General features: G+C 69.9%; 10 protein-coding genes. All 10 read left to right on the top strand.

The window, feature by feature from the left end:
- Positions 1 to 891, top strand: an 891-nt coding sequence (locus ACWD3I_RS48430; protein ID WP_451084443.1) for an acyl-CoA carboxylase subunit beta, incomplete at its 5' end; no start/stop codon positions are given.
- Positions 892 to 964: 73 nt separating this feature from the next.
- Positions 965 to 1,618 carry a ScbR family autoregulator-binding transcription factor gene (locus ACWD3I_RS48435; RefSeq protein WP_365405406.1) on the top strand — a complete coding sequence of 218 codons (654 nt, stop codon included), beginning with the start codon at positions 965 to 967 and terminating at the stop codon, positions 1,616 to 1,618.
- A gap of 286 nt (positions 1,619 to 1,904) precedes the next feature.
- Positions 1,905 to 2,747, top strand: a complete 843-nt coding sequence (locus tag ACWD3I_RS48440; RefSeq protein ID WP_365405409.1) for an AfsR/SARP family transcriptional regulator — start codon at positions 1,905 to 1,907, stop codon at positions 2,745 to 2,747.
- A gap of 399 nt (positions 2,748 to 3,146) precedes the next feature.
- Positions 3,147 to 3,968: an AfsR/SARP family transcriptional regulator gene (locus tag ACWD3I_RS48445; protein WP_351692532.1), complete on the top strand. Its 822-nt coding sequence runs from the start codon at positions 3,147 to 3,149 to the stop codon at positions 3,966 to 3,968.
- 223 nt (positions 3,969 to 4,191) lie between these two features.
- Entirely contained in the window at positions 4,192 to 4,941 is a 750-nt protein-coding gene (locus ACWD3I_RS48450) for a thioesterase II family protein (RefSeq protein ID WP_365405413.1), read from the top strand.
- A 192-nt stretch (positions 4,942 to 5,133) separates the two neighbouring features.
- Entirely contained in the window at positions 5,134 to 6,087 is a 954-nt protein-coding gene (locus tag ACWD3I_RS48455; protein WP_365405416.1) for an aromatase/cyclase, read from the top strand.
- A gap of 441 nt (positions 6,088 to 6,528) precedes the next feature.
- The gene (locus tag ACWD3I_RS48460; protein WP_365405419.1) at positions 6,529 to 9,819 is read left to right on the top strand and encodes a condensation domain-containing protein; all 3,291 of its coding nucleotides are present in this window, start codon (positions 6,529 to 6,531) and stop codon (positions 9,817 to 9,819) included.
- A gap of 157 nt (positions 9,820 to 9,976) precedes the next feature.
- Positions 9,977 to 11,185 (top strand): methionine adenosyltransferase, encoded by a 1,209-nt coding sequence (gene metK / locus ACWD3I_RS48465; protein WP_365405422.1) that lies wholly within the window; start codon positions 9,977 to 9,979, stop codon positions 11,183 to 11,185.
- A gap of 89 nt (positions 11,186 to 11,274) precedes the next feature.
- Entirely contained in the window at positions 11,275 to 12,261 is a 987-nt protein-coding gene (locus ACWD3I_RS48470; RefSeq protein ID WP_365395452.1) for a carbohydrate kinase family protein, read from the top strand.
- Positions 12,258 to 13,312: homocysteine S-methyltransferase family protein (locus ACWD3I_RS48475; protein ID WP_451084444.1), on the top strand; the 1,055-nt coding region annotated here is incomplete at its 3' end. The genes ACWD3I_RS48470 and ACWD3I_RS48475, both read left to right, overlap by 4 nt.

Genomic DNA, 13,312 nt, shown 5'->3' on the forward strand with positions numbered 1-13,312 from the left:
GAGACCTCGGGCGTCTGCCACTTCGCGTACGACGACGAGGAGACCTGCATCGCGGAGGTGCGCTACCTCCTGTCGATGCTGCCCCAGAACAACCGCGAGGCCCCGCCGAGGGTGCGCGGCGGCGACCACATCGACCGGCGCTCGGACGCGCTCCTGGACCTGGTGCCGGCCGACGGCAACCGGCCGTACGACATGGCCAAGGTCATCGAGGAGGTCGTCGACGACGGCGAGTACCTGGAGGTCCACGAGGGCTGGGCGCGGAACATCATCTGCGCGCTGGGCCGGCTCGACGGGCAGACCGTCGCGTTCGTGGCCAACCAGCCCCAGACCCTGGCCGGAGTACTGGACATCGAGGCCAGCGAGAAGGCCGCACGCTTTGTCCAGATGTGCGACGCCTTCAACATCCCGATCATGACCTTCCTCGACGTCCCGGGCTTCCTCCCAGGTGTCGACCAGGAGCACGGCGGGATCATCCGGCACGGCGCGAAGCTGCTGTACGCCTACTGCAACGCGACCGTGCCACGGGTTTCGTTGGTTCTGCGCAAGGCCTACGGCGGCGCGTACATCGTCATGGACTCCCAGTCCATCGGAGCCGACCTGACGTACGCGTGGCCGACGAACGAGATCGCCGTGATGGGCGCCGAAGGCGCCGCCAACGTCATCTTCCGCCGGCAGATCGCGGACGCCGAGGACCCCGAGGCCATGCGGCAGAAGATGGTCAAGGAGTACAAGGCCGAGCTCATGCACCCGTACTACGCGGCCGAGCGCGGCCTGGTGGACGACGTGATCGACCCGGTCCGGACCCGCGAGGTGCTCATCCGTTCCCTGGCCATGCTCCGCAGGAAGCACGCCGAGCTGCCGTCGCGCAAACACGGCAACCCGCCGCAGTAGCAGTACGTTCCATGGGACTTGGGATGTCGGTCCGGCACCGGCCTTCGACGTCCCTGTTCTCAGGAGACAACACATGGTCAAGCAGGAGCGAGCGGCCCGCACGCGACACGCACTGATCCAGGCAGCGGCCGCGGTCTTCGCCGACGAGGGCTTCGTCACCGCGTCGCTGAGCACCATCAGCAGGCGGGCGGGTGTCAGCAACGGTGCGCTGCACTTCCACTTCGCCAACAAGGGCATGCTCGCCGACGCGGTTGAGGCGGAGGCTTGCGAGGCCGTCCGGCGGATCACCGAGGCGGCGCGGGCCCGGCAGGGGGACTCCTTGCAGACGGTCGTGGACGCCACGCACGAGCTGATGGGCCGCCTCGTCCAGGACGTCGTGGTCCGCGGCGGGTTCGAGCTCGCCGGCGAGAGCACACGCCGGGGGGAGACCTCACTGCGCACGCAGTGGCAGCGCTGGGTCGAGGACACCCTCCGCCGGGCCGAGCGCAACGGTGCTCTGGCGGAGGGGGTGTCCTGGGCGGACAGTGCCTGCGTCATCGTCGCCGCGACCGCGGGCTTCGAGGTCCTCGGCGGCGATGACGCCTCCTGGCTGTCCCGGCAGAACGTCACCCGCTTCTGGGAGGTGGTCCTGCCCCGGCTCGCCGACCGGCAGATCCTGGACAGGCTGGTCAGCGCCGGCTCACGGCCGCCGGCGGCCGTTGCGGCGCAGGAATATCACGAGCCATAGGAGACCGTGCGGTCTGTTTTGTGGCCGCCCTCCATGGATTTCCCTCTCTTCTTCCCTAGAGAAGCCCTAGGGAGTGCCTCTAGGGTGCCTTGAACCTCGCTAGCGATCTTGAATAGCCGCAGGTCGGTGGCCATTCGATCGCTGATCTCGGCTTGGAAAATACAGGACATGCGGTTTGGTGTTGACATACCGCCCGTGCTGTTTTTAGTCTTGTTGTGGCGCCGGACCGGCATCTATGACGGCTGCGGACAACCGGAGCACTCGGGGACAAGACAGGGGAGATCGCGTGGACATCGAGGTACTCGGCGCATTGGCCGTACAGGAAAACGGAGTCTCCATCACGCCGACGGCTCCCAAGCCGCGCCAGGTTCTGGCTCTGCTGGCGCTGCACGCCGACCGGGTGGTGCCCGTCTCCGCTCTTGTCGAGGAGCTCTGGGGTGCGACGCCGCCGCGCAGCGCCCGCACCACCCTGCAGACGTACGTCCTTCAGCTGCGTGAACTGATCGCCGTGGCCCTGGAGAAGGACGAGCCCGAGAGTGCCGAGGGGCAGGGTGCGCGGCGTACCGCGAAGGATGTGCTGGTGACGATGCCCAGCGGCTATCTGCTGTCCAGCGGCGGCGGTCGGGCCGACGTGGTCGAGTTCGAGCGCCTCGCGGGAGTGGGGTACCGGGCGATGGACGCGGGCGACTTCCCCGGCGCTGCACGGCAGTTGCGGGAAGCGCTGACGCTGTGGTCCGGCACCGCCTTCGCGGACGTCCAGGCCGGGGCGCAGCTCGAGATGGAGATCAAGCGTCTTGAGGAGAGCCGGCTGTGCGCGCTCGACCAGCGCATCGAGGCAGATCTGAGGCTGGGACGGCATCGTGAACTGCTGGCCGAGCTGACCGTGCTGGTGAATCGTTATCGCACTCACGAGAGTCTGCACGGACAGTTCATGCTCGCGCTGTACCGCTCGGGGCGGCGAGGCGAGGCGCTGGAGGTCTATCAGCGGCTGCGCGCCACGCTCGTCCGGGACCTCGGTCTGGAGCCGTCGGCGGGGCTGCGGCGCCTGCAGCGGTCCATCCTCACGGCCAGCCCCGAGACCGCGGCGGCACCGAAGGCCACCAAGGAGCGACTGGTTCCCACGAGCTGAGTGACCGTCCCTTCTTCCCAGGGCTTCCGCGCAGCCGGTTCGTCCGGTTCGCAGACGCCTTGGGAAGCGGCATGTCCGGGCTCCGAGAACGAGGAGCTGTTCCTGCCACCGGACCCGCTCGCCCGTCGCACAGTGACGAATATTCCGTAATTCGGTTTCTTTTCAATGGAATTCGACGGAAAAGGCGACCGAGGGGTGCCCTGTGATACATCGGGAGCCCTTTTCTTCCAGTCGTCTTTCATGTGTTCTTGAGTGGATCAATTTGCGGGCTGTCGCGCTCAGTTGAAACATCCTCAAGCCCTGGTCGAGGAAAGTCGGGTGTGGCGGGATTCCGGCTAGTGTGCTGACTGTGACGGAATTCAGCCATGAGAGGAACTCGACGAGGTACGGAGGAAAGCAGTGAAGATTCAGGTTCTGGGTCCGTTGAGTGCCGAGGTCAACGGGGGATCGATTGTCCCGACGGCCGGTAAGCCGCGGCAGATTCTTTCCCTGCTCGCTCTCTACCCCGGACGGGTGATGCCGGTACCCATGCTCATGGAGGAAATCTGGGGGACCGAGCCGCCGCAGAGTGCGCTCACCACCCTGCAGACCTACATCCTGCAACTGCGCCGGCGCCTGGGCACCGCGATGGGGCCCGACGCTCCCGGTGCCGCGAAGGAGGTGCTCGCCACCCGGCACGGCGGCTATCTGCTGCAGATACCGCCGGAGAGTGTGGACGTGCACGAGTACGAACGCATGGTCACGGAAGGCCGGTCGGCGTTCGAGGCCGGAGACGACGAGGCCTCGGCCAACTGCTTCCGCAAGGCGATGGAACTGTGGCGCGGCCCCGCCCTGGTCGACGTACGGGTCGGACCGATCCTCGGGATAGAAGTCATGCGCCTGGAGGAGAGCCGGCTCGGCACCGTCGAGCGGCGGATCGACGCCGATCTGCGACTCGGCAGGCACTCCGAACTCATAGCGGAACTCGCCGAACTGACGGCGCGCTACCCGCAGCATGAAGGGCTGCACTCGCAGGCCATGGTGGCGCTGTACCGGTCCGGGCGGCAGGCATCGGCCCTCGCCGTCTACCGCAAGCTGCGCATCCGGCTGATCGAGGAGCTGGGCGTCGAGCCCTCACCGCAGGTACAGCGGCTGCACCAGGCCATGCTGGCCGTCGACCCGCAACTGGATGTCGCCGCCGGAGCACGCCGCACCTCGACCTTCGATCTCTTCGCCGCCTGAGGCCGGCCGGAGCGGGGGCTCGAGTCGTACTCAGTACCTGTCTGCGGCCGCCGGACTCCTCCGAGCCCGGCGGCCGCAGACAGGCGGAACGCGAGGGCGGGAGCGGAGCGCACCACCTCGCCTTCGGACAGCACCTCTGCCCACTCTCGAGCGGCAGTTGAGGCTCTCCGGCGATCCTCGAATCCACCCCGTGCGTGCAGGGGCGGAGGTAGAGGAGAGTGCCATGTCGGACGGACGGTCAGTGCGGCTTCACTGTTTCGCGCACTCCGAAGGGGGCGTCTCGACCTTCGACCACTGGGCCGCGAGCGTCGGACCAGGTGCGGAGGTGCGTCCGGTCGCCCTGCCGGGCAGCGAACGGCGGCGGTGCGAACCTCGGGTGACCACACATGAGGCACTGCTCGCCGATCTGCTGCCCCGGTTCGCGGACCCGGACCCCGGCCCGTACGTCCTGTACGGACACGGTCTCGGCGCCATGATCGCCTTCAGCGTGACGCGTGCCCTGCACGAGGCGGGCCTGCCCGGCCCGGCACTCCTGGCCGTCGGTGCCTGCCCGCCGCCTCACGCGCCCTGCGGGCTGCCGGATGCCCGCGGGGAGACGGACGCCGAACTGCTGCGCATCCTCGGCGGGGCGGGCGCCGTGCCGCCCGGCAGCGACGAAGGGATCTGGCTGCGGGCCATGCTCCCGGTGCTCCGCGCCGAACTGGAGCTCGCCCAGGATCTGGACGAGGCCGCCCGCAAGCCTTCTTCCTCCGGGCCGCTCACCACCCCCCTGCTCGTCGTCGCCTCGCAGGACAACCGGCTGGCGCCACCCACGATCGCCGACGGCTGGTGGCAGTGGACCGAAGGGCCCACATGGCTGCGTACCGTCCCAGGCCATCACTTCTTCGTACGAGGCCGTGAACTGCCCAGGCTCCTGGGTCGGGCCTGCCGCGTCACCGGTCGCCTCGCACGGGAGCGTGTGCCCGTCGGCTGAGGCCGGGCCCCGGTCACCCGGTGCAGGCATGCGATGTCTGCCCGCCCCTGGATCCCCGCGCGATGCACGTCGGTTGACGGCCGAGAGGCCAGCGCCATTCGATCTGAATTCCGCTCATGCTTCGGCGGTTTTCATGTAGCCGTCTGAATTCTGTTCGCGTCCCGTCGGCACAATGTAAGGAGAGGTGTTCAGATGTCTGCTGAGATCGCGGACAAGACGACGCACAAGGTCCACGTGTCCGCACCCGCCGGTGTGGTCTACGCGCTGATTGCCGACGCGGTGAACTGGCCACTCTATTTCTCCCCGAGCGTCCATGTAGAACGGCTGGAGTTCGACGGTGAGCGGGAGCGGCTACGGATGTGGTCCCTCATGGACGGCCGGCTGAAGTCGTGGACCTCGTGGCGCCACCTGGACCCGGTGCAGCGACGTGTGGAATTCCGGCAGGAGCTGTATGCGCCCCCGTTGAACTCGATGGGCGGCATATTGAACGTGCGCGCCGAGGGCCCGCAGGACACGGAGCTCGAGCTCCGGTACGACTTCAGCGTCGATGGCGACCTGCCCGACGACGTGGCGTGGGTGGAGCGGGTCGCCGACGGGAACAGCCGCATCCAGCTTGCCGGTCTGAAGGCGGTCGCCGAGCGCTGGACGCGCCTGGACGAACTGGTCCTGACCTTCGAGGACTCGGTGCACATCGACGGCCCGCCCGAGCTGGTCTACGACTTCCTGTACCGGGCCGGGGACTGGCCCGAGCTGGTGCCGCACGTCACCCGGGTCGACCTCACCGAGGACGCGCCCGGAGTGCAGCGCATGAGCATGGAGACGCTCACCGAGTACGGCTCGCACACCACGGACTCGGTACGGATCTGTTTCCCGCACGCGGAGCGCATCATCTTCAAGGAGACCACGACCTCCGCTCTGCTCGAGGCACACACCGGTGAGTGGTCCGTCGTCCCGGACGAACGAGGCGTGACCGTCATCGCCCAGCACAGCGTCGTGCTGCACGAGGAGAACGTCGCCGCCGAGTTCGGCGAGCACGCGAGCCTGGCACACGCCCGCCGGTACGTCCGCGAGGCGCTCGGCCGCAACTGCCGGGTCCTGCTCGCCCACGCCAAGAAGCACGCGGAGAGCGCCGTCCGCATGCTGTGACGGCGACCTCGCTCATGGATGGGCCCTGCCGGGCTCGGGCACCGCTGTACAGCCGCTTGGGAAAACTGACGTCGCCGCATACGGCCGTTAACGTGCTGAGTCGGACCGTTGTGGATACCTGCTGACCAGGAGGAGTCATGGAAGTGAGGCAGCGTGGCCCCGTGCGCGCATGCCCCGCGTCCCGCCGCCCATGTCGTCTCCACGGCGCCGGGCTCGGCAAGCCGCCCACAGCCACGGCGCCGGCGTCCCCGCAGGGGCCGGGCGGGTGCCGCCTCACAGCTCATCCATCGCTCACAGAGGAGAGGAGGGAGGGGACCGCGCCGGTCGCAGCGGACCGCACGTCCCCGGACACGCATGACTGTTTCCCGCTCCTCCCACGCGACGATCTCCGTGGTCGTCGACCCCGGGCCTCCTCCGTGCACAACCCCATGGGATCTCGAGTTGCGCGGGCCGCTCGACCCCGCCGCGCTGGAACACGTTCTGGGCGAGCTCGCCGCCGGTGACCCCGGCCGGTCCGGATGGCGCCACCGGCTGGTGCGGCACGGCCCCGACCATCACACGCTCCGGTTCACCGAGACGGGCGATGCCTTCGCGGCATCCGTGATGGGCCGTATCGCCGACCTGCTCACCGAGCCGGCCCTCGCCGACCGGCCGCTCACCCCTGCCCAGTGCGCGGTCCTCGCGCACCCCGCGGGGGACCACCCCTATGAGGCGGTGTTCATCGAGCCGGCCGCTCCGCTGGACGCGGGTGCGGTGTGGGAGGCGCTGCGCACCGTCGTGGCCGCGCACCCGCAGTTGCGCTCCCGCCTCGATGAGGCAGGGGGGCGGCTGATCGGGGAGGCGGAGAACGAACAGGCCGGGACCGTGGGCTGCCGTCAGGACCTGTTGGCCGAGGGGGAGTTCACCGACGAGGCCGACTTCGCCGCGGTCGTCGCCTCGGTCGGCCGCACGCTCGATGCGGACGGCGGTGTCCAACTGCGGGCCCTGCTCGCCAGGGACCGGCGTTCGGCAGGGGCGAGTGCCGACCGGCTTGTCCTGGTCGTCCATGGAATTGCCGTGGATGCCGCGTCCTGGAGGATCCTGCTCGACGACCTGACCGCCGCCCTCGACGCGGCCGGAGGTTCCGTACGACCGCAGCGTGTGCCGGACGGACTGGCCGACTGGGCCGGCGAACTACGGGAGCTGGCCAGCGATCCCGCCGAGATCCGCCACTGGACCCTCGTCGCCGACCGCAGGTCCCGGACGGTCGGCGCCCGCCGCTCGGCCCAGGTGACCGGGTCGGGCGACGCGGCCGACGCCGCCCCGGCGGGCGAGTGCGACATCGGCTCGGACGACGACCGGCACATCGGATTCGTCGTGGACGAGAGTCTGACCGAGCGGGTTACCCATGCCCTGGCCCGGCGGCTCTCGCTGACCGCCGGGCAGGTGCTGACCGGCGTGTTCGCCCTGGCCCTGGCCCGGTGGCAGCGTGTCGAGGAGGTCGGCTTCGACGTACGGAGCGATCCCAGGGCAGGCCACCCGGGAATACGGCGCCATGTGGGTCGGCTCACCGATCTGCACCCGGTCCATCTCGCCCTCGACCCCGGCCTCGACTCCCTGGGACAACTGGCCGCTGTGGCAGGCCCCCTGGCGGCCAGTGCCGGGCACGCGGCGGGCGGTGCCGGCTTCGGGGCATGCCGGGAGTGGAGCCCCGATCCGCTGCTGCGCGATGCGCTGCGCGAACTGGCGCCCGCCCAGACCTGTTTGATCCTGCACGGCCCGGACGAGGCGCTGCCCGGTTTTGCCCGCCCCGTGCCCGGTGGCACGCCGCGCGACTCGGCGCACCGTGTCGAAGTGCGTGTCCAGGTCGTCGGCGGCAGGCTGTACGTCGGCCTCGACTGGATGCCGGACCACGCCGAAGGCATCACCGACGCCTCCGTGGCCGCGCTGGCGGACCTGCTGCGGGACCTGCTGGGGGAGCTGGCCAATGCGTCCACCGCACCGATCCCGTCGGTGTTCCGGGCCACGCCCCAGCAGTCGGCGCTGTACACGGGGGACGACGCACGGCCCGGCACCGGCCGCCATGTCGAACAGCTCGTCTGGATCTGGCATGGCCCCCTCGACGTCGAACGCTTCACCACGGCATGGCAGTCGGTCTTCGACTGCGAAACGGTGCTGCGTACGGCGTTCACCGGTGGCCCCGAACCACACCTCATGGTGCACAGCCGGGTCGCTCCCGAGATCACCAGCCGGGTCCATCACGAGGACGACCTGTCCGCCCTCCTGGAGCGCGACCGGCTGGACGGATTCGACCTGCGCTGCCCCGGACCGCTGCGTCTGACCCTGCTGAGGGCGGAGGGGGCCCCGTCCACCGGCGCCACCTCGCTCACCCGGATCGTGCTCACCTACCACCGCGCCCTGCTCGACAACTGGAGCGCACACATCCTGTTGCGCGAGTTCTACCGGGCTTATCTCACGGGCGGCCCCCTGCCCGGCGGCGAGCGCCGCCCCGACCTGCGTGACTACACCGCATGGATCGCGGCCCAGGACCTGGAGCCCGCACGGGGGTACTGGGCACGCTCGGCGCCGCCCGCCGACGCGGCGTCGAGGCCGGGACGGTCCGCCGGAGCCACCGGCCTGACGGGTGTGGGCCGTTCACGGCTGCGTCTGGATTCTGCAGAAACCGTTCGCCTGGCGCGCTGGGCCGGCATGTGGGGCATCACGGAGAGCAGCGTGCTGCAGGCCGTCTGGGCGGTGCTGATCCACCGTGCTTCCGGCGTCGCCGAACCGGCCCCGGTCTGTTTCGCGGTGACCGTCCCAGGGCGTGGCATTCCGCTCGACGGCGCGGCCCGGATGCTGGGGCCACTGCGCAACTCGCTGCCGGTGTCCGTCGAGGTGGACCCGGCGGGGACGCTGCCGAACCTGATGCGCCAACTACGGGACCACGCCCTGGACATGGCCGCCTACGAATGGTTCCCCGCCGACTGGATCCGCGCCCCGGGCCGACATGCTCCGGGCACCGATCCCGCCGAGACCGTCATCGTCTTCGAGGATCCGCCGCACCCGGTGAAGGGGCTGGAGGGCGAACTTGCCGCCCACGGGATCCGGGCCGAGTTCGCGGACACCGTACCCGCCCGTTCCGTGCTGCCCGTCGGGCTGCTCGCCCACCACGACGATACGGGCGGCCTGGTTCTGACGGGGGTGCACGACCGCGCCCTGCTCGACGGCGAAGCGGCTGCCGAACTTCTGGCGCAGAGCGTCCTGCTGCTGCGTGAACTCCCCACCTGGGCAGGGGAGTCCACCACCGTCGCGGAGGTCCTGAAGATTCTGGAAGGCCGGTCCGTACCGCGGATGGCCGAGGCTTCCGGGGCCGGCCAGGACGACGCGCTGGCCATCCTGCGTGAGGCGGGGAAGGAGCAAGCGGGCACGATCTGCCTGGTCCCGCCGCCGGGTGCGCCCGCGTCCTGCTACGACCTGCTGGCCCACGCCTATGCGGGTCCCCAGGAGCTGCTGGTGCTCACCACTGGTGCCGAGGACGCCGGGCCCGCCCTGGCCGCGCGGACGACCGGCCGGTCCCTGCTGCTCGGCGGTTTCTCCGGGGCGGGCGCTCTCGCCTGCGACATCGCCCGGCGTATCGCGGCGGACGGCGGCCGACCGCCGCGGGTGGTGCTCGTCGGCGCGTCCGGGGACGAGCGGGAGCGGGCCCGCGATCTCGCCCGGGTCCTTCAGGACGCGGCCGCACCGGGAGCCTGAACCGCCTGATGCGTTGAGGAGTCGACGAGTCTCTCCGTTGATGTTCCGTCGCTCTTCGAGTGCTCCTCGTTCGAGGTCGTCCATCGTGGCTGTGGCACGGGTGCCCTCGCCCGGTCCGACGCCGTTCGTGCCTTGCGCCGTAACCAACTGGAGAGTCATGTCCCGTCGTCTGTTCACCTCGGAGTCCGTGACCGAGGGGCATCCTGACAAGATCGCGGATCGGATCAGTGACACGATCCTCGATGCGCTGCTGCGTCAGGACCCCGCCTCACGGGTCGCGGTGGAGACCCTGATCACCACAGGGCAGGTGCACATCGCCGGTGAAGTCACCACCACGGCCTACGCTCCGGTCGCGCAACTCGTGCGCGACGCCATCCTCGAGATCGGTTACGACTCGTCGGCCAAGGGCTTCGACGGTGCCTCGTGCGGTGTCTCGGTGTCCATCGGCGCCCAGTCGGCCGACATTGCGCAGGGCGTCGACACGGCGTACGAGGTCCGGGTCGGGAGCGACGAGGACCAGCTGGATCAGCAGGGCGCGGGTGACCAGGGCCTCATGTTCGGCTATGCGACCGACGAGACGCCGAACCTGATGCCGCTGCCCATCGAGCTGGCCCACCGGCTGGCCCGTCGGCTGACCCAGGTACGCAAGGACGGCACCGTTCCCTACCTGCGGCCGGACGGCAAGACGCAGGTCACCATCGAGTACGAGGGTGACAAGGCCGTGCGCCTGGACACGGTCGTGGTCTCCTCGCAGCACGCGACCGACATCGATCTGGAGTCGCTGCTGACCCCCGACATCCGCGAGCACGTCGTCGAACATGTGCTGGGCCTGCTCGCCGAGGACGGCATCAAGCTGGAGACCGAGGGCTACCGGCTGCTGGTCAACCCCACCGGCCGGTTCGAGATCGGTGGTCCGATGGGCGACGCGGGCCTGACCGGACGCAAGATCATCATTGATACGTACGGCGGGATGGCCCGGCACGGCGGTGGCGCCTTCTCGGGCAAGGACCCCTCCAAGGTGGACCGTTCGGCGGCGTACGCGATGCGCTGGGTGGCCAAGAACGTGGTCGCGGCCGGTCTCGCCCGGCGCTGCGAGGTTCAGGTGGCGTACGCGATCGGCAAGGCCGAGCCGGTGGGCCTGTTCTTGGAGACCTTCGGGACCGGCACGGTGGCCGTGGAGAAGATCGAGCACGCCATCGGTGAGGTCTTCGACCTGCGCCCGGCCGCGATCATCCGTGATCTCGACCTGTTGCGCCCCATCTACGCCCAGACCGCGGCGTACGGCCACTTCGGCCGGGAGCTGCCCGACTTCACGTGGGAGCGGACCGACCGCGCCCAGCAGCTCAAGGCGGCCGCGGGCAGCTGAGCCCGACATCTGGACGGACAGATCCGACGGTCGCGGCCGACGCCGCGTGGCACCGGCGATCAGCGACCGAAGCGACCGAAGGAGTTCCCGTGCGCATCGCGGTGACAGGATCCATAGCCACCGACCATCTGATGGTCTTCCCCGGACGGTTCGCGGACCAGCTGCTGCCCGACCAGCTCGCCCATGTTTCGCTCTCCTTCCTCGTCGACCGGCTCGAGGAGCGCCGGGGCGGGGTCGCGGCCAACATCGCCTTCGGGCTCGGCGGCTTCGGGCTGTCGCCCCTGCTGGTCGGCGCGGTCGGCACGGACTTCGCCGAGTACGCGGTGTGGCTGAAGGAGCATGGCGTCGACACCGGGGGAGTGCGCGTCTCCGATGATCGGCAGACCGCCCGCTTCATGTGCATCACCGACGAGGACGCCAACCAGATCGCCGCGTTCTACGCGGGCGCGATGGCCGAAGCACCCGACATCGACCTGCGTGCGCTCGTCACCGGCAACGAACGCCCCGGCCTGGTGCTGATCTCGCCCGACGAGCCGGCGGCGATGCTGCGCCACACCACCGAGTGCCGGGACCTCGGTATCCCGTTCGCCGCCGACCCCTCGCAGCAACTCGCCCGCCTGGACGGCAACCAGGTCCGTGCCCTCGTGGACGGCGCCACCTGGCTGTTCACCAACGAGTACGAGGCCGCGCTGTTGAAGGAGCGCACCGGCTGGAGCCGTCGCCGGATCCTCGAGAGCGTCGGCACCTGGGTCACCACCCTCGGCGAGAAGGGGGCGCGGATCGAACGCGGCGCCGCGCAGATCCCCCTTCTCGTCCCAGCGGTCCCCGACGCCGAGACGGCCGACCCGACCGGTGTCGGTGACGCTTTCCGCGCCGGTTTCCTCGCCGCCGTCAGCCACCGGGTCCCGCTGGAGTCCGCGGTCCGACTGGGCTGCTCACTGGCCTCCGTGGCCCTCGGCACGGTGGGCTCACAGTCCTACGAGGTCGACCGCGCGCAGCTGGCCGGCATCGTCGAGCGAACCTACGGTCCCGAAGCGGTCGGCCCGCTGGCGCCTGTCCTCGGTGAACCGTCATGACCGCCGACAGCCGCACCCGTGCGTCCGCGCTCCGCGAGGCGCTCGCCACCCGTGTGGTGGTCGCCGACGGGGCGATGGGCACGATGCTCCAGGCGCAGGACCCCACGATGGAGGACTTCCAGCAGCTCGAGGGCTGCAACGAGGTCCTGAACGTCACCCGCCCGGACATCGTCCGCTCCGTGCACGAGGCGTACTTTGGGGTCGGTGTCGACTGTGTGGAGACCAACACCTTCGGCGCGAACCTCGCCGCGCTAGGCGAGTACGACATTGCCGAGCGGAACTTTGAGCTCTCCGAGGCGGGGGCCCGTATCGCCCGTGAGGTAGCCGACGAGTTCACTGCGCGGACGGGGCAGCAGCGCTGGGTGCTCGGCTCGATGGGTCCGGGCACCAAGCTGCCCACCCTCGGCCACGCTCCGTACCCGAAGCTGCGCGACGCCTACCAGGTCAACGCGGAAGGCCTGATCGCCGGCGGCGCGGATGCCCTTCTGGTGGAGACCACCCAGGACCTGCTGCAGACCAAGGCCGCAGTCCTCGGTGCCCGCCGCGCCCTGGAGGCGACCGGTACCGACGTCCCGCTGATCGTGTCGGTGACGGTGGAGACGACCGGCACGATGCTGCTGGGTTCGGAGATCGGTGCCGCGCTGACGGCGCTGGAGCCGCTCGGCATCGACATGATCGGCCTGAACTGTGCCACCGGGCCTGCCGAGATGAGCGAGCACCTGCGCCACCTGTCCCGGCACGCGCGCGTCGGTCTGTCGTGCATGCCCAATGCCGGCCTGCCGGTCCTGGGCCGGGACGGGGCTCACTACCCCTTGTCCGGCGAGGAGTTGGCGGCCGCGCATGAGGGCTTCGTGCGGGAGTTCGGGGTCGGGCTCGTGGGCGGCTGCTGCGGTACGACGCCGGAGCATCTGCGTCAGGTCGTCGAGCGGGTGCGTGGCCTCGCGCCCACCGAGCGCAGCCCGCGCCCCGAGCCGGGTGCTGCCTCCCTGTATCAGGCGGTGCCGTTCCGGCAGGACACGTCGTACATGGCGATCGGTGAGCGGACGAACGC

It is taken from the genome of Streptomyces sp. NPDC002817 (assembly GCF_053592055.1).